Consider the following 18,657-nt stretch of genomic DNA (forward strand, 5'->3'; position numbering starts at 1 on the left):
CGGTAGTTTTAGCGCATTATAAAATTTCTAGCTCACAATATTATTAAGCTAAGGCATCATACAACTAATTTCTATCAAGTGAGATTTGGCATGGGATCTGCTCGTCAGCGCTTTATTGTGATCGCTACTCTGGCATACGCTGTGGTATCACTGCTCTGGATTTTTCTGTCGGATCAGTTGCTAGCGCTGTTTACGGATCTTGACTCTATGGTCTGGCTGTCCACAGTCAAAGGTATTTTCTTTGTGATCGCGACTTCCGCACTATTTTATTTTGCTTTGCGTACCGTACCAGCAGGCAAGGACAATGACACAGCGAATTTACTCAATAACTTGAGCAGCTCGCATAAAGGCAAACATTCATTTTGGCTGGTGATGGGCTTAAGTCTTGGCATTACGATTTCTATGCTGGTTTTACATCACTACTTATTGCGTGGGATGGATGTCCGGCCGATGTTGATTTTGTTCATTTTCCCTGTGATTCTGAGTGCGATGCTAGGTGGTTTTTGGACCGGCATAATTTCTACCTTAATCGTGTCGGTCTCAGTTAATTTCCTTAGCTTTGACGGGAGCACTGACGAACAAGTGAGCGATCCTTACGAAAAGATACGCTGGTTGTTTTTTGTAATCAACTGCGTGTCGATTAGTATTTTGAGTGAACTATTGCAACGTTCCAAAAGTAAGGATGAATTGCAGCAGCGCTTATTGGATTCCATCGTGTCCGGTACTTCCGATGCGATTTTTGTGAAGGATTTGCAGTGGCGCTATTTGTTGGTAAATCAAGCGGCTTGCGCCTTGATTACTAAGACGCGCGAGCAGATCATTGGACGTACCGATTTTGAAATATTTCAGACAGAGAGTGCACAAACAATACGCGCTCTTGACGAGTCGGTACTGCGGTCGGGAACGATACAGACCGCGAATGAATATGTGACCACCCAAACTGGGCGAAGAATGGTCTTCCTTGCCACCAAAGGCCCCGTGTTCGATGCCTCCGGCAAAGTGTTTGGATTATTCGGTATCTCGCGTGACATTACCGAGCGTCGACGTGACGATGAAGATTTACGACTGGTGCTGCAGCACGCGGGAGATGCCATCTGGATCACCAACGAACATGGCGAGTTTTCATTCGCCAATCCCGCTGCTTGCCACCTGACTGGACATAGCCTGGAACAGTTTCAAACGATGCGATTTATCGATCTGTTGCCACCTTCTGAGTCGGAGGTACTAGAGAGTGAATTACATAAGTTGACCTTGGAAAAACATGCCAAAAATATTTGGGCTTTACGCTGTGCGGATGGCAGTCTGGTCGATGTCGCCTTGAGTATGGAACACTTGCCCGATGGCCGTTACATCGCCTTTGGGCGGGATCTGACCGAGGAACAAGTGGCACAGGAGGCTTTGAGCCGACGTGAAAAACAATTGGCAAGGGTCTTGGCGGGAACTGATCAAGGCTATTGGGATTGGAATATCAAAACCAATGAGTTTCAGGTGAGCGCCCGCTGGGAAACGATGCTTGGCTATGAGCCGGGTGAGATGCAAGTACATCCGGACAATTGGAATAAGTATGTTCATCCCGCAGATTTTCCTAAAGTCTTGGAGTCGGCACAGAGACATCTGGCGGGTTCGATACCATCGCATGAAATCGAAATGCGATGTCTCACAAAGTCGGGTGAGTGGCGTTGGATATTGACGCGGGGTCGTGTGGTAGAGCGAGACGTGGATGGACAAGCATTGATTATGTCCGGTACGCATACCGACATCACACAAAGAAAACAATTTGAGCAGGTGCAAAAGGATGCCACCACGGTGTTTACCAGCAGTTACGAAGGCATAATGGTGGTGAGCACCGAGGGATTGATCACCAAAGTCAATCCGGCATTTACCCGTATCACCGGGTATAGCGAGCAAGAAGTGGTAGGCAAGAGTCCGAAGATACTTTCATCCGGTCAGCAAGAAGAGGCATTTTATCAGTCACTGTGGCATGACTTATCTCAAAACGACTTTTGGCGTGGGGAGATTACGAATCGACGCAAGTCAGGCGACATTTTTGTTGAGTTATTGTCGATCTCAACCGTACGTGATGAATTTGGCGAGCCCTTGCATTACATAGGTGTCTTTTCAGACATTAGTCAATTTAAAGCCCACGAAGCAGAGTTAGACAGGATTGCGCATTATGATACCTTGACCGATTTGCCTAACCGTCGCTTATTGGGCGATCGTTTGGGTCAGGCGATTATTCGGGCGCAACGTAGCGAAACTTTAATGGCTGTCTGTTTTCTCGATCTGGATGGTTTTAAAGCAGTCAATGATCAACATGGACATGCAGTCGGAGATCAGCTGCTAATTAGTGTCAGCCATTCTTTGCGTCAGGTATTGCGCGCTAACGATACATTGGCGCGCCTGGGTGGCGACGAATTTGTGATTCTCCTGTGTGATATGCATTCGTCGGTAGAATGCATGCAGATATTAGATCGTATTTTGGGAGCCGCCAGTCGTCCGGTTAAGATCGATGAAGTGTCCTTGCATCTGACCAGTAGTATCGGTGTCAGTATTTTTCCCGACGATAATTCAGATGCAGATAGTTTGTTGCGACACGCAGATCAGGCCATGTATATGGCAAAAAATGCCGGTAAAAATCGTTATCAGCTGTTCGATCCTGAGGGCGACCGACAAGCCCAGGAACATCGCGCTTATGTGAGCTCGCTGAGTACAGCATTACATGAAAATCAGTTTGTTCTGTACTATCAGCCCAAAGTAGATTTGTCGGATGGACGTATTATTGGTGCCGAAGCTTTGATTCGCTGGCGGCATCCAGAACGTGGCTTGTTAGCGCCGGTTGAATTTTTGACGCATATCCAGGGCAATCAACTTGATCAACAATTAGGTGAATGGGTGATAGAGCAAGCTTTGATACAAGGGCAAGCGTGGCACAGGCAAAATCTGCACTTGGGTGTCAGCGTCAACATTAGTGCTGCACACCTATTGCAGCGAGATTTTTGTGAACGTCTGGCACTCGCTTTGCAATGCTATCCCGATATGCCTTCGTCTTGCTTTGAATTGGAAGTGTTAGAAACAGCGGCGATCGCTGACATCGATCAAGCCGTAAAAATCTTGCAGCAGTGCCGTCAACTAGGCGTGCATTTCTCGCTGGATGATTTTGGTACCGGTTATTCTTCACTGACTTACTTGCGTAAATTGCCTATAGACACACTGAAAATCGATCAAAGTTTTGTGCGTGATATGTTGCAGGACAATGAGGATCTGGGGATAGTCGAAGGCGTGATTCGTCTGGCGAAGGCTTTTAACCGCGAAGTCATCGCAGAGGGCGTAGAAACTCTGGATCATGGTGCGGCCTTGCTAAAATTAGGCTGCCATCTGGCACAAGGGTATGGCATAGCCCGCCCTATGCCGGCCGATGAATTTTTGACTTGGTGCGAAAAATGGCAATCAGAGCAAGCCTGGCTCGCCATGCCTTAGCGTTAGGATCTAGGCTATAAACAGGAGTCCACATGCGCAAGCTAAGCTTGAAAATTGGGGAGTTGTACCTATTTACATTTAACTTGCTTATGAGTCATTGTGGGTCATTACGAGTCAAAAACAGGAAAATCGGGTAGCATGTGGTTCCTGCAATTTCAGCTCACTTCAGAGCAGCGTAGAGCAATTTAGCGCAACGCCATTTAACTGGAAGTTTATTATGTCCGAAGAAAAAGAAAACAATAACGAAGCACGTAGCCCCTTCTTAGAAGAAAAAGCTTTTAAGTCACGTACCGTTTTGGTATTTGGCACGATCAACGATAAAGTGGCGGCAGACGTCAGCAAACGTTTGATCGCTTTGTCCGCAGAATCGAAAGATCCTATCACTTTGCTAGTCTCTTCCCCCGGCGGACACGTGGAATCCGGCGATGTGATACACGACATCATTCGCTTCATTGATGCGCCCGTGCGTGTGGTCGGTACAGGTTGGGTAGGTAGCGCTGCCGTGAACGTTTTCTTATCTGTGCCAAAAGAGCGTCGTGTTTGCTTGCCAAATACGCGTTTCTTAATTCATCAACCTAGCGGTGGTGCCGGTGGACAGGCCACCGATATCGCGATTCAAGCTCGTGAGATCGTTAAAATTCGCGAACGTATTGCTGCTTTGATAGCCAAAGAATCCGGTCAGACTTTGGAGAAAGTCACTGCAGACATCGAGCGCGATTACTGGATGAGTGCGGTGGAAGCCAAAGAATACGGTTTGGTGTCGCGTATCATTGTGCAGCAAACCGAGCTGGATGCTTAGTTTTAAATGAATTATGAGGAAGTGAGAACAGCGCGCTCTCACTTCTGTTTTATCCCCGCTTGTATCCCCCGCCCGTATTTTCATACACAGCACGACAAAACAACACCGAGCAGTACCACATTTCCACCCAGTTTTAGGCTGAGCTTTCTTGTTGAAAAATTTGGACTAAGATGAAATGACATCCCAGCAAGCTTAGATCGTCGTCTGGCATGCCTATGCGAGCTTCGTTCAGAAGCAAGCTCAGATCCTAATAGAAAAGATAAGAAAGGACGTCATCATGCTCTCACTCGATGCAATGGCTGGATATTGGTCCAGTGCCGAAGTCGCCACCAATCTTTTGATTTTCTTCAATATTCTTGGCGCCCTCATCCTAGGCTTATTGGTCGGTTATGAACGTTCCTATCATGGCCGCGCAGCAGGTATGCGTACTTATGGTTTGGTGTGTATGGCGTCCGCGGCGCTCACGGTATTTTCTGGCTATCCGGGCTTTTGGTTTGGTGGTCACGTCGCTAACGTGCCTATGGTCGATCCCACGCGCGTTGTGCAGGGCATAGTGACCGGCATAGGCTTTCTCGGTGCAGGTGTGATCATGAAAGAGGGCTTTAATATCAGTGGACTGACCACGGCGGCATCCTTGTGGGCGGTGTGCGTGGTCGGGGTATTGATCGGTGTTGGCTTCTATATGGCAGGCATATTATTGGCCGCCTTATCGGCCATCTGCATGGTGTGGATTAGTAAAATAGAATATTGGCTACCATCCCGCCATGCGGTGGCCGTCATGATACGTTTCGATAAGGGGCATATGCCGCAGGTGGATGAAATTAAGCAATTCACCTTAGCACACGGCTATCAATTGGCCGGCGGTTCGCTACGTATCAGTTATGAAGAGGAACGTCCTGAATGGCATTTTGTCGTGCTGGCATTGAGTCGCAAAAGTGGCGCGCCCTTGACTTTGGTGGCTGAAAATATGGCTAAATTCAAAGGCGTAGAGAAGTTTCATTTGTCGCATGCACGTAACTAGCTTGTTAACAAAGTTGCGGCAAATCAGAAACATGCCTTAGAACGCCCCTCTGTTTCTGGCTTGCTGGTTGGCACATTGACGTTAATCTATGAACTTCATCGTTTATGGAGTCATGATGTCAATTAGCATGGGTTTATCCCCCATCGGTAACGATGCCATGCGGGCTTATCAACAAATCAAACAACGCGGCGAGCCTGCAGTCGAATCAAGCAGACTAAGCGCGGAGGCACAGGCGCATCTGGACGCCAAGCAAGACCTAGCCAATGTGGTGGAGGTAAAAGCCTTAAGTACCGAAGAGCAAATTCTGGAGCAGAAGGCTTTGGAAAAAAGCTGGGGTTTGATCAGTGCAATCTTGGGGACTCAGGTGGACGTGTTCGTCTAGCGGTTTGGCGAACCTTGCTTGGGATTTAAGCTTTAAGTGTGACTGCTTAGCTATGATCATGCATTAATTTCTACGCCGTTGAGAGTTTGAAATTCGTCATTTCTTGCATCAATTTTTGAGCCTCTAATTGCAGACTGCTAGAAGCTGCAGCGGCCTCCTCAACTAAGGCGGTATTCTGTTGCGTGACTTCATCCATTTGCACGATGGATAAATTAATCTGTTCTATGCCCTGACTTTGCTCCCGGCTGGCTGCTGCAATCTCACTCATCAGCGTTGCCACCTGCTGCACTGAACTCACTATTTTTTGCATATTTTCACCGGCCGCACCGACTAATTGACTACCCGCATTGACATTCGCAACCGAGTCCGCGATGAGTTCTTTGATTTCTTTAGCGGCGGCAGCGGAGCGTTGTGCCAGACTGCGTACTTCCGATGCCACCACGGCAAATCCACGTCCTTGCTCTCCGGCGCGAGCGGCTTCTACTGCAGCATTTAAGGCGAGGATATTGGTCTGAAACGCGATCCCGTCGATCACGGCAATAATATCGACGATCTTGCGTGAACTTTGTGTAATCAAACCCATGGTGCGCACGACATTATCAACCACTTCACCGCCCTTAATCGCGACGCCGGTCGTTGCCAGCACCAATTGATTTGCCTGATCTGCATTGTCGGCATTTTGTTTCACCGTACTGGTCAGCTCTTCCATCGTAGAAGAGGTTGCATCCAAAGAATGCGACTGATCTTCAGTGCGTGCAGACAAATCCATATTGCCAGATTCAATTTCTTTTGAGGCATGCGAGATGGTGATCGCGCTACCATGCACCAGGCTTAAAGTTGCCGATAAACTCGCCACCATGTTCTTGAGCGACAAAAATAGCTGTCCAATTTCATCTTGATGATCAACTTCAATATGCATAGTCAAATTACCTTGTGCTACTCGTTCAGCAATATCTACCGCCTGCTCTAAAGGTCGGGTAATACTAAACTGAATCGCCCGTGCCAGAATTACACCCAAAATGACGAACACCAATAAGATGGTAATTGATGCGGTAGTCGACCACTGAATCGCGCTAACCGCGTCCGCCTCAACTTGTTCCGCATGTTTAGTCGTTAAGTTCACCAATTGATTGATAGCGAGCAGATGCCGCTCATAAAGCGATTTCAACTTCTGCATGGCGCTCTCAATTGCCGCCTTATCTTGCAGGCGCACCGCTGGCAGCAATTCCTTAAAAGCGAGGCTATAAAAAGCCATGGCCGGGGTATAGCTTTGTTTCAAAATCAAATCCGACATGGCTGGCGGTAGCGCTTCTTTCTCCCAGAAAGCATGCCTTAATTCATATTCTGTTTTTAAGGCTTTCAGGCGCTCTTCTAGCTTCGCTTGTTCGGTTGCATCGACGGACGTACTTAATTGAAAACTCACCAGGTAAGATTCTAAAATGTACTCAGGCGGCGGCAAAATATCCGCAATCAAATCCTTACTTTGCACAATATTCTTAAAGACGGGACCATTAACCTTAAATTCAGAAAGCGTTCTGAAGGACCACGCGCCATAGATCAACAAACCTATCGTAAAAACAAGACCGAGTAAGCTAAGTCGATGGGAAACTTTGAGATTTCTTAGCATATCCATAATAGACCTGCCATTTCAAAAAAACAGGAAGTCGAACGACAAAAGACCCAATTCAGTAATTCAGTAATTCAATAATTCAATAATTCAGTATAGGTCGGCATAGTCAACATTACTATCTGGAATTAAGCGCAGACTCGCAAAGTGCCATGCGTTTTCAACACGAAAACCACGCTTTAAGATGCGAGACAAGCAGTATTTGCTAGTCGTATATTTGATCGGTGTTGAGTGTGAATGTCGGGTGATTAGGCGCACTCAAAAAAATTGAAAAATTAGCTTTAAGCATCGCCAACTTTTCTTTCGCGTTTCCCATTGGTTGGGTTTAGTCTGGGCTCTTACATGTGGGCGAGGTGTAGGAGGCTTCGTGGGCCATAAGTAACATCAAAAGCAAAAACCTACGAGCTCTTGCATAGGGTTTTTAGATTGATGAAGCCGATCGCCGGTTACTTTTTGTAAGAAGCTTACGTTCAACAATAATGCCGACTTGCCCCCTTCTCACGCAAGCGGGAGAAGGGTTGGGGATGAGGGTGTTTGCAAGATGGCGAACATAAGAAATTTGCTTTAGCGCTGCACTCTTTTGACACTACTTGTCTAATGTGTTCACGGCGCAATTAGATTCACAGGTCGGGTGTGGCCCGACAGCCAATTACCTTTTTTGCTTCGCCAAAAAAGGTAATCCAAAAAAGGCGACCGTAGACTCGCCCCTTCGGGGTGCTTACGCTACGCTTCAGCATAATTTGTGCATCCCAAAAAATGGGAAAGTGTTGAAACTCGCTGCGCTCAAACACAACACTTTCTTATCCATTTTCTGTGAGGCACAAATTACATCGTCTCGAACGGGGTTAGGTCAAAAGCAAAGTCAAAAACAACGACCATCAACGGCTAATGGAAAAATGTGAGCCCGTAGATAATATGATCCTTTTTGCGATACCTAACGCTATATATCGTCATTCCCGCGTAGGCGGGAATCTAGCGGCGTAAAAGCCAAACGTCACTGGATCCCTGCCTACGCAGGGATGACGCCTCGATTTTCCGGCCTAATTGAATGCCGTGATGGTCGATACTGTTTGTTTTGGTGTTGCTGTTGCTTTTGACTTTAACGCCGTTCCACTTCTGACACTGCCAATTGTGCGGGACAGAAAATGGGTAAAGAAAGCTTCGTTGTTTGAGCCGCAGGCGAGTTTCGAAGCTTTCCCATTTTTTGTCTTGCACAATTGGGAAGCCGAAGGCCAGTGGCAGCGTGGTCGCCTTTTTTGGGTTACCTTTTTTGGCGAAGCAAAAAAGGTAACTGGCTGTCGGGCCACACCCGACCTGTGAATGATGAATTTGCGTGAAGGTAAATGTCAAAAGCGAAAATTCAGTGACTCGTTCGCAAGAGGAAAAGCAAGCGATAAACGTGACTGAAGCCGTGAGCGGTGGGTTACGCTAACGCTAACCCACCCTACGAAAATATTACGACTTACGGACTATTCAGATCCGTCAATATTGTAATTACTGGCGAAATGCACGTTTTCAGCGTCATCATCAACGCTGGGATGTCTAGAAATAGAACCTTCATACTTATTCCTAGCCAAGTAAAGAACCAGACTAGCTCCGACAAAAGGCACAAAAATAATTACTCCAATCAAAAATGGAATTTGCTCTTTGGCATAAGCGTCTTTAGAAAACAGTGATCGAATAGCGTATACATTTAGGCCGATCAATATCAGGCCTAACACAATGAAAAATCCAATCACAAAATTCATCGCTAACCCTCACGAAATAAAATCACAAATTCGGTGCCAACCACCGCTCAACGTCACTCTTATCAACCCCACGCCGCAAAGCCATATCCTCAACCTGATCCTCAGCAATCTTCCCAACACTAAAATACTTAGACTCAGGATGCGCAAAGTAGAAACCCGACACTGCAGCACCAGGAATCATCGCCCATGATTCAGTAATGAACATCTCAATCTCTTCACATTGCATCTGCTTAAACATCGCGGTCTTCACCGTATGTTCAGGGCAAGCAGGATAACCAGGTGCAGGACGTATGCCTGAATAGCTTTCTTGAATCAGATCAGCATTACTCAAAGCTTCGTCAGGCGCATAACCCCACAAATCTTTACGCACACGTTCATGCAGATATTCGGCGAAAGCTTCTGCCAAACGATCGGCGAGCGATTTCAACATAATGCTGCTGTAATCATCGTGCGCGTCTTCGAAGCGTTTTTCGTGCTTTTCTATGCCTAAGCCCGCGGTCACCGCGAACATACCGATGTAGTCTTGGATGCCGCTATCCTTGGGCGCAATGAAATCACTTAAACATTGATTTGGACGCTGCACACCGTCGATGATAGCTTTCTCCGTTTGCTGACGCGTGCCGTAATAAGTGAAGGCAACTTCTTTACGTGACTCATCGGTATAAATTTCTATGTCATCATCATTGACTGTGTTCGCTGGTAACAGAGAGATCACGCCATTGGCCGTGAGCCAGCGACCTTCGATGATTTTCTTCAGCATCGCCTGACCTTCAGCAAACACTTTGCTGGCGGCTTCACCGACGACTTCATCTTTCAAAATCGCAGGGAATGGACCAGCCAAATCCCAGGTTTGGAAGAACGGTCCCCAATCGATGTAATTCGCAATCGTGGCCAAATCGACGTTTTTGAAAATACGGCGGCCGATAAATTTAGGACGCACCGGCGCTCTATCGCCCGTGAAATCGACCTTCATTTTGTTCGCGCGCGCCTGCTTCAAGCTCACCATAGGCGTAGCTTTTTTATTCGCATGCAAGGTACGTACGCGTTCGTAATCAGTGCCGAGTTCGGCGATGTATTGCTCACGGCTTTCTGGTGTGAGCAAAGACTGCGCTACCGAGACAGAACGTGAAGCATCCGCTACATACACGACTGGACCATCATAATTTGGCGCGATCTTGACTGCGGTGTGCGCACGGCTCGTCGTCGCACCGCCGATCAGAAGTGGAATCTTCAACATGCGGAAATGCGGATCACGTTGCATTTCTTTGGCGACGTAAGCCATCTCTTCCAATGAGGGCGTAATCAATCCAGAGAGGCCAATGATGTCAGCATTCTCGGCTTTGGCTTTTGCCAGAATTTCTGAACACGGCACCATGACGCCCATGTTCACGACTTCAAAATTATTACATTGCAAGACGACCGTGACGATGTTTTTGCCGATGTCATGCACGTCGCCTTTGACAGTCGCGATAACGATTTTGCCTTTCGGTTTATTGTCGCCGCTGCGTTTCTTTTCTTCTTCGATGAAGGGTACCAAATGCGCGACCGCTTGCTTCATTACGCGAGCAGATTTGACGACTTGCGGCAAGAACATTTTGCCTTGGCCGAACAAGTCACCGACGATATTCATGCCCGCCATCAATGGACCTTCAATGACTTGGATAGGACGACCACCTGCGTTCAATACATTCACGCGCGCTTCCTCGGTGTCTTCTACGATCCAATTGGTAATACCATGCACCATCGCATGCGCCAGGCGTTTTTCTACCGGATCATTGCGCCACTCCAGCGTGGCTTCTTCGCGTTTGCCACCTGCTTTGAGCGTTGCGGCGAACTCGATCATGCGTTCGGTCGCGTCTTCTCTGCGATTGAGAACAACGTCTTCCACACGTTCGCGCAATTCCGCATCGAGTTCGCTATACACACCTATCATTCCAGCGTTAACGATACCCATGGTCATGCCTGCTTGAATCGCGTGATACAGGAATACCGTATGGATCGCTTCGCGCGCTGGATCATTGCCGCGGAAAGAGAAACTGACGTTAGAGACACCACCGCTGATTTTTGCACCTGGCAGGTTTTGATGTATCCAGCGTGTCGCTTCGATGAAATCGACGGCGTAGTTATTGTGTTCTTCGATACCGGTCGCGACCGCGAAAATATTCGGATCAAAAATAATATCGTAAGGATCGAAATCACAAGCACTGATCAATAAATCGTAAGCGCGTTTGCAAATTTCGATTTTTCGTTCGTAAGTATCAGCCTGACCTTTTTCATCAAAAGCCATCACGATCACCGCAGCGCCATAACGCTTACAAAGTTTGGCGTGATGCAGGAATTGCGCTTCGCCTTCTTTCATGGAAATCGAATTGACGATGGCCTTGCCCTGTACGCACTTTAAGCCTGCTTCGATCACATCCCATTTGGAAGAATCGATCATGATAGGCACGCGTGCGATATCGGGTTCCGAGGCGATCAGATTTAAGAAGCGTGTCATCGCTGCCTGCGAATCGAGCATCGCTTCATCCATATTGATGTCGATGACTTGCGCGCCATTTTCAACTTGTTGACGTGCGACCGCTAGGGCTTCGTCGTATTGCTCGTTCAAAATTAAACGGGCAAACGCTTTAGAGCCGGTGACGTTGGTGCGTTCACCGACATTCACGAACAGCGATTGCGCATCAATCGTGAAAGGTTCTAAGCCGGACAAACGCATCGCTGGTTCTATGGTTGGAATCGCGCGCGGCGTTTGCGTTTTGAGAATATCAGCAATCGCTTTGATGTGCGCTGGCGTGGTGCCACAGCAGCCACCGGCGATATTGATGAAGCCAGCTTCGGCAAATTCTTTTAACAGTGCGGAAGTATCGGCAGGTAATTCATCAAAGCCCGTGTCGCTCATGGGATTAGGCAAACCGGCGTTGGGATAAATGCAAACGAAGGTATCAGCAATTTTTGATAACTCTTCCGCATACGGACGCATCAATGCCGCACCGAGTGCGCAGTTCAAACCTATGGTCAGTGGTTTGGCGTGACGTACGGAATTCCAAAAGGCGGGCACAGTTTGGCCTGACAAAATACGCCCCGAGGCATCCGTCACTGTACCGGAAATCATGATGGGCAAAGTGTTGCCAGTTTCTTCAAAATACTGATCAATCGCGAACAAGGCCGCTTTGCAATTGAGGGTATCGAAAATGGTTTCGACCAATAAGACATCGGCACCACCTTCGACTAAGCCACGTACTTGCTCGTGATAGGCGGCGACTAATTGATCGAAGGTGACATTGCGTGCCGCAGGATCATTCACGTCCGGTGAAATCGATGCAGTCTTAGGCGTAGGGCCCAGTGCACCGGCGACGAAACGTGGTTTATCAGCGCTGGAATATTTATCACAAGCGGCACGCGCGATTTTGGCAGACGCGACATTCATCTCATACGCCAGATGCGCCATGTGGTAATCGTCTTGTGCGACCGTGGTGGCACCGAAAGTATTCGTTTCGATTAAATCTGCACCCGCCGCTAAGTATTGCTCGTGGATTTCTTGAATCACGTGCGGCTGCGTTAAAGACAGCAATTCATTATTGCCTTTGACGAAGAGTTCACGCACACCTGCTGGCCCCGTGAAATCTTTAAAGCGTTCGCCGCGATAGTCGGCTTCGTCAAGTTTGTAGCGTTGTATCATCGTTCCCATCGCACCATCGAGAATCAGGATGCGTTGTTGAAGTAGCTCGCGCAAACGCGCTTCGATGGCGGAAGATTTCAGAACGGTGGACATAGTATGTGGATTGATGAATCGCTAAAAACAAAAAACCCGATCAGGCTGACAAAAGCGGATCGGGTAATGAGTGTGCGATTTGGTAAAAAATTACTACCTTTAGCTGCACTTATTACGCGCCCGCAATCTGAGTCTCAAATCGGCGCAGGAAAACAAGCTGAAATTATACTTTATTTCGATAGAAGCACCTAAGGCGGGTATTGTTGCGTAATTGCTATTGTTGTTCGTTAGTAAGTTCTGAAACTCCCTATGAAGTTCCCCATGAACAGCTGCTTAGCTCTGTCTGGTTTTGACTTGTCTTATTTGTTAATAGAAAAAAGATATAAGGAAATTATTGGGTTTCTCTGGCTACCCAAAAGTCAAAATCCCTAAACGCCGAGGCGCAGAGGCGCAGAGGAGCGCTGAGAAAAGCTTGATGAGTCCTAGCTTCCTCTTTTTTCGTTTTTTCTGCGTCTCAGCGCCTCGGCGTTGTGGGGTTTTAGTTTCTAACTCGATCAAATCAGGTATCGCGATCAGAGAATTTTAATCTGAATCTAAGAATGATCGCTCTATAGACTGGCCACTTTTTCCAGAATTTGCAAAAAAAAAGGGCGCATGCCATAACAGCGATGCGCCCCAAGGAGGGAACTGAGACGATTAGCCTAGAAAGACACGACCAATCTAAAAAAACTTTGTAATGCTTAACTGGCTTTTTTGCGGGTCGCGATCAAGCTAGCCGCCACTGAGCTGACCAAAATCGTGCCGATTACCATCAAAGAAATATTGGTCGGAACATGTACCCATTTCACGATCAACATTTTGGTACCGACGAACATCAAGACAAAAGCCAGACCGAATTTCAATAAATGGAAACGATTTGCCATATCGGCCAGCAAGAAATACAAAGCACGCAAGCCCATGATGGCAAAAATATTTGAAGTGAAGACGATGAAAGGATCGGTCGTCACCGCGAAAATCGCGGGTATCGAATCGACTGCAAACACCACATCAGAAATCTCAATCAAGATCAATACCAACAAGAGCGGTGTGAAAACACGTTTGCCGTTGTCGATGATGCTGAATTTTTCTTCGTGAAAATCTTTGGTGAATGGCAGTAATTTCTTCGCGAATTTCAATACCGGATTCGCCTCTAAGTCAGGCTCTTTCTCCGCTGCGACCAACATACGCAAACCGGTAATTACCAAGAAAACACCGAACACATACAGAACCCAGGCGAACTGAGAAACCACCCAACTGCCCGCCAAAATCATAATGATGCGCATCACGATGGCACCAAGCACACCGTACAGTAAAACTTTGCGCTGATATTGTTCTGGTACTGCGAAGTGACCGAAGATCAATAAGAAGACGAAGACGTTATCTACGGACAGTGATTTTTCTATCACATAGCCAGTGAGAAACTCCATAGACTTAGTCATCGCGGCTGTTTCACCGATGATGTCTTTTAAATAGAAATACATCCCGGCGTTAAATAGTAAGGCCAAAGACACCCACACCAAGGACCAGATCGCGGCTTCTTTGACGCCGACTTTATGCGATTTGGAACCACCGAGCGCAAAAATATCGAGTGCTAGCATGCTAAGAACGAAGGCAATAAACGCGGCCCACATCCAGGGTTGTGCGACTGTTTCTAACATGGAATTCTTTCTGTTTTATGATTCTTATTGAAGCTTCTTGGTGAGATGCCGGTACATCTCACCAATCCGCTATTACTACGATGACTACGCTGCTTTTACTGACAAGCCATTAGCATTTCTCGTTTTATTCTTTTTCAATAAAGCCGAGAATTTGCAACAAGCTGGTGAAGAGATTGAAAATAGCGATGTATAAAGTCACAGTCGCCATGATGTAGTTGGTTTCGCCGCCACGAATAATATTACTGGTCTCGAATAAAATCAGACCAGACATCAACAGCACAAAGGCGGCAGAGACAGCGATGGACAGAGCTGGTACCTCGAAGAAGAATGCACCCAAGCCTGCGACGAATGCAACTAAGATACCCACTGTCAAGAATCCACCCATGAAGCTAAAATCACGCTTGCTGACCAATACATAAGCTGATAAGCCTAAGAAGATCACCGCGGTCAAACCCATGGCACTCATGACGATGCCACTACCGCCTGGCATGCCTAAATAACGGCTGATGATAGGGCCTAGCGTTAAACCCATGAAGCCTGTCAAGGCAAACACGGAAGCGATGCCCCAAGCGCTGTTACGTAATTTAGTCGTTAAAAATAATAAGCCGAAATAGCCGATCAAGGTCACAATTATGCCCATACTCGGCAACGCAAAAACGACGCTGAGGCCGGCGGCGAAAGCAGAAAATAATAAAGTCATAGACAGCAACATATAGGTGTTGCGTAGTACTTTATGTCCGCTGATCGCGTTGCTATCTACATAATCAACTGTTTGCGCATCGCGCATCGTGCTACGGTCTAAGATACTCATGGTTCTCTCCTAAATTCAATATTGAATCTTGTCCCAATTTGGGTGCGGCAAGTGTAGGCCACATTATTTATAAAGAAAAGTCGAATATAATTGCAATATAGATCGAAAAACACGATGTATTGACAGAGGTTAGCGTGCCTATCGGTTAGCTAACAGTGCGCAAACGATGAGCTATCAATGGGCTAAGTTATGGCAAGTTTAAATTACAAGCATTTACACTATTTCTGGGTGGTGGCGAAAACCGGTAGTATTGCCCGTGCCAGTGAACAATTACACGTCACGCCACAAACCATTAGCGGGCAACTCAGTTTGTTTGAAGATTTGCAGGGCGAAGCCTTATTTGAAAAATCTGGGCGTAATTTAGAATTAACTGAAGCCGGTCGTTTGGTGTTGGCATACGCTGAGGAAATTTTTCTACTCGGTCAAGAGTTAGAACAAGTATTGCAACATCACCCTACAGAACGCACGGTGCAATTACGGGTTGGCGTTTCGGATGCTGTGGCCAAAGCGGTGGCCTACAAATTGCTCGAGCCGGCACTTAGTTTGCCGCAAACACTTAGGATTAATTGCCGCGAAGGTAAGCTTGAAGATTTGCTAGCGGAATTAGCGCGACATAAGCTCGATATCGTGATCACCGATACGCCTATGCCCCCAAGTGCTAATGTGCGTGGCTTTAATCATCCATTAGGAGAATGCGGTCTCAGTTTTTTCGCCACTAAGGCTTTACGTGAACAGTATCCGCAGACTTTTCCCGCATGTTTAGACGGCGCTCCCGTTCTGTTACCAGGAGAAGATTCTGCTTTGCGTTCACGTTTGATGCATTGGTTTGAATTACAAGGAGTACGCCCACGCATCGCTGGCGAATTTGACGATAGCGCTTTGATGAGTGCATTTGGCGAAGCCGGGGTGGGCTTCTTTGCCAAGCCTAGTGCAATTGCCGATATGGTGATGCGTCAATATGATTTGGAATTGGTCGGTAGTACAGATGATATTCAAGAACAGTTCTATGCTATTTCTGTACAGCGTAAGATTACTCACCCAGCAGTGTTGGCGATTAGTCAGGCCAGGCCTTTGGCGATGATCAATTCACCAATCAAAAAATCACGCACAAAAAAATAGCGGCTGACCACGGGGCAGCCGCTATTTTCTAAGCGTGCGTAGCTCTATTTCGGATACTTAATCGTCATCTCTTTCAACACATTATCCGCATGATCGACTTCTTTCATGACCCATAACATGTAGCGAATATCGACGTGAATTGCCTTAGTAATCGCCGTATCAAAGTACCAGTCCTTAGTAATCGACTCATAAGTGGAATCAAAATTTAAGCCGACTAATTCACCACGTTTATTCATTACCGCCGAGCCAGAATTGCCGCCCGTGGTATCTGCACTAGATAGGAAATCGACGGGTACTGTGCCCAGCACCTTGTCTTTAAACACACCATAGCGTTTTTCTTTGATCGCTTGCAGTAAAGGTGCTGGTGCAATGAAAGGATCTTTGCCCGTGTGTTTCTCAACGATACCTTCGACCGTAGTGAAAGGTCCCTTGGTCAAGCCATCTCTTGGTGAATACGCACCGACATTGCCGAAGGTCACGCGCAAGGTGGAATTGGCGTCCGGATAGACTGGTTTGCCTTGCGATTTTTTCCAATTAATCACGGCTTGCATGTATTGCGGAATGATGAAATCAAGATTGCCGTCGACTTCTTTACGGCGGTTTTCTAAAGACATGCCGACATCGTGCAATTTCACTGCGAGCTGGATAAAGGCATCGTCAGACTGGGCAAACGCCGTCTTATCTCTGTCCAACCAAGCCAAACGTTTTGCGGTATCCGTCAATTGTGTTTTTTCGTACAAAGCAGCGGCAGTTTCAGCTGAAGGTAACAAGGCATCTAAACCCGCCGGGTGTACTGCCAACTTCGCATAGCGGGACAGGCCTGCAGTCAATCGAGCGCGATCGACCTTGGTCACAAAGGATTGCTCCAAACGCGTGAGACGGCCTTTGATAAAAGCTAAATCACGCTCTTGATATCCACTTTCGCGCTGCGCGTTGGGCTTCTCTTTTTCTAAAGCCAAACGATACAGACTGCGTGCGCTGGAGAACAAATCGCTATTGGTCGCCACGGCGTACGCCAATTCCTCTTGCGACAAGGCCATGTCTTGGGCAATCACGGCATCAAGTTTCGCTAGCAAGGCTTTGGCCTCGGCAGAATTTTTGCCAGAACTGATCAACCAATTACGGAATTCAGCATCTTGCGCATCTTTAATCGCGGCGATGTCTTTACGGGCAAAACCATCGATCAAACCTTGGGTCTTTTTCAAGCGATTATTGATGCCTTTGACCACGCTGGCGTAACGCACTTCATCATCCGCATTGCCCTTGGTTGCGGCTTCGATGGTCGCGATATCGGCCAACATTTCAGCTGCGCGTAATGGGTAATCAGTATCACGAGCGAAACGGATTTCTGAAGGTAATTTATAACGGCTAGTACGTCCTGGATAACCCGCCAACAAAATAGGATCACCATTTTTTAAGCCTTCGGCGGAAACCACCAAGAAGTCTTTGGATTTATACGGCACATTGTCTGGCGATGGATCAGCCGGACGACCGTCTTTGCCGACATAAGCGCGCAAGAATGAGAAGTCACCAGTGTGACGTGGCCATTCGAAATTATCAATATCGCCACCGTAGTTACCTATCATGTCGGCTGGCGCATACACCAGACGCACATCGCGTATCATCATTTGGCGTATGCGATAGTATTCCAGACCACGATGGAAGCTAGGCACGGAGCAACGATAGGCCTTATCTTGTTCGCAATCGGCGATGATTTTTTTCACTCTACTTTGTATCAGTTCGCGACGTTCACGACCTGACATTTTGTCGTTTAAGCCAGCCGTGACTTCAGCAGTCACATTTTCCACTTTATCGGTGATATATACGCGTGTGCTGGCACCGGCAGGTAATTCTTCGGCGCGCGTTTTAGCTAAAAAGCCATCGGTGATGTAATTTTTCTTGGCGCTGGAATTACGTTGTATCGCATCGTAGGCGCAATGATGATTGGTGACGATTAGGCCTTCTGGTGAAACGAAAGAGGCCGAGCAGCCACCGGTCGAGACGATCGCGCTCATTGGATGCTTGGATAAATCGGCTAACTTTTCGGCCGGTATGGTGATGCCAACTTTTTTGAGTTCGGCTTTTAGTTGCGGCAATTGATAGGGTTGCCATTGGCCTTCATCCGCTGATGCATAGGCGCTGATCGCGAGCATAGCTACTGGTATTGCTAGTTTTTTAAACAATTTATTCTCCTTCATAAGGTGTACGAGCGCGAGTATATCGTTGTTCCTTGATGCAAGCCAAACTCATCTTGGCCTAGTTTG

13 protein-coding genes are annotated in these 18,657 nt (G+C 47.3%); 7 read left to right on the forward strand and 6 right to left on the reverse strand.

Going from position 1 to position 18,657, the window contains the following annotated elements; all coding sequences use genetic code 11:
• Nucleotides 1-90: 90 nt before the first annotated feature.
• From AC1RR2_RS14405 to AC1RR2_RS14420, 4 genes are all read left to right on the forward strand, one after another.
• Nucleotides 91-3,477, forward strand: a complete 3,387-nt coding sequence (locus AC1RR2_RS14405; protein WP_493222959.1) for an EAL domain-containing protein — start codon at nucleotides 91-93, stop codon at nucleotides 3,475-3,477.
• 217 nt (nucleotides 3,478-3,694) lie between these two features.
• A complete protein-coding gene (locus AC1RR2_RS14410; protein ID WP_493222960.1) occupies nucleotides 3,695-4,276 on the forward strand; it encodes an ATP-dependent Clp protease proteolytic subunit in 582 nt (193 codons plus the stop codon).
• Between the two features lie 277 nt (nucleotides 4,277-4,553).
• A complete protein-coding gene (locus AC1RR2_RS14415; protein WP_493222961.1) occupies nucleotides 4,554-5,297 on the forward strand; it encodes an MgtC/SapB family protein in 744 nt (247 codons plus the stop codon).
• A gap of 115 nt (nucleotides 5,298-5,412) precedes the next feature.
• Nucleotides 5,413-5,679, forward strand: a complete 267-nt coding sequence (locus AC1RR2_RS14420; protein ID WP_493222962.1) for a hypothetical protein — start codon at nucleotides 5,413-5,415, stop codon at nucleotides 5,677-5,679.
• A 70-nt stretch (nucleotides 5,680-5,749) separates the two neighbouring features.
• On the opposite strand, the gene AC1RR2_RS14425 is transcribed toward AC1RR2_RS14420, so the two are convergent.
• Complete coding sequence (locus AC1RR2_RS14425; protein ID WP_493222963.1) at nucleotides 5,750-7,312, reverse strand: methyl-accepting chemotaxis protein; 1,563 nt, start codon at nucleotides 7,310-7,312, stop codon at nucleotides 5,750-5,752.
• 1,047 nt (nucleotides 7,313-8,359) lie between these two features.
• On the opposite strand from AC1RR2_RS14425, the gene AC1RR2_RS14430 reads away from it, so the two are divergent.
• Nucleotides 8,360-8,626 carry a hypothetical protein gene (locus tag AC1RR2_RS14430; RefSeq protein ID WP_493222964.1) on the forward strand — a complete coding sequence of 89 codons (267 nt, stop codon included), beginning with the start codon at nucleotides 8,360-8,362 and terminating at the stop codon, nucleotides 8,624-8,626.
• Nucleotides 8,627-8,775: 149 nt separating this feature from the next.
• On the opposite strand, the gene AC1RR2_RS14435 is transcribed toward AC1RR2_RS14430, so the two are convergent.
• Together AC1RR2_RS14435 and metH are read right to left on the reverse strand one after the other, a co-directional pair.
• Nucleotides 8,776-9,054, reverse strand: a complete 279-nt coding sequence (locus AC1RR2_RS14435; RefSeq protein WP_493222965.1) for a hypothetical protein — start codon at nucleotides 9,052-9,054, stop codon at nucleotides 8,776-8,778.
• 22 nt (nucleotides 9,055-9,076) lie between these two features.
• Nucleotides 9,077-12,826 carry a methionine synthase gene (metH, locus tag AC1RR2_RS14440; protein ID WP_493222966.1) on the reverse strand — a complete coding sequence of 1,250 codons (3,750 nt, stop codon included), beginning with the start codon at nucleotides 12,824-12,826 and terminating at the stop codon, nucleotides 9,077-9,079.
• Nucleotides 12,827-12,829: 3 nt separating this feature from the next.
• On the opposite strand from metH, the gene AC1RR2_RS14445 reads away from it, so the two are divergent.
• Nucleotides 12,830-13,018, forward strand: coding sequence for a hypothetical protein (locus tag AC1RR2_RS14445; protein ID WP_493222967.1), 189 nt, complete (start codon nucleotides 12,830-12,832; stop codon nucleotides 13,016-13,018).
• A gap of 488 nt (nucleotides 13,019-13,506) precedes the next feature.
• Here AC1RR2_RS14445 and AC1RR2_RS14450 read toward each other — a convergent pair whose 3' ends face one another.
• Nucleotides 13,507-14,463 carry a TerC family protein gene (locus AC1RR2_RS14450; RefSeq protein WP_493222968.1) on the reverse strand — a complete coding sequence of 319 codons (957 nt, stop codon included), beginning with the start codon at nucleotides 14,461-14,463 and terminating at the stop codon, nucleotides 13,507-13,509.
• A 124-nt stretch (nucleotides 14,464-14,587) separates the two neighbouring features.
• A complete protein-coding gene (locus AC1RR2_RS14455; protein ID WP_493222969.1) occupies nucleotides 14,588-15,274 on the reverse strand; it encodes a Bax inhibitor-1/YccA family protein in 687 nt (228 codons plus the stop codon).
• Between the two features lie 189 nt (nucleotides 15,275-15,463).
• Here AC1RR2_RS14455 and nhaR point away from each other — a divergent pair, with 189 nt between their 5' ends.
• Nucleotides 15,464-16,393 carry a transcriptional activator NhaR gene (nhaR, locus tag AC1RR2_RS14460; RefSeq protein ID WP_493222970.1) on the forward strand — a complete coding sequence of 310 codons (930 nt, stop codon included), beginning with the start codon at nucleotides 15,464-15,466 and terminating at the stop codon, nucleotides 16,391-16,393.
• Between the two features lie 44 nt (nucleotides 16,394-16,437).
• Here nhaR and AC1RR2_RS14465 read toward each other — a convergent pair whose 3' ends face one another.
• On the reverse strand, nucleotides 16,438-18,546 hold the full coding sequence (locus tag AC1RR2_RS14465; RefSeq protein ID WP_493223028.1) for a S46 family peptidase: 2,109 nt from the start codon (nucleotides 18,544-18,546) through the stop codon (nucleotides 16,438-16,440).
• Nucleotides 18,547-18,657: the final 111 nt, after the last annotated feature.

Source organism: Undibacterium sp. GW821-FHT11H02 (assembly GCF_058808015.1).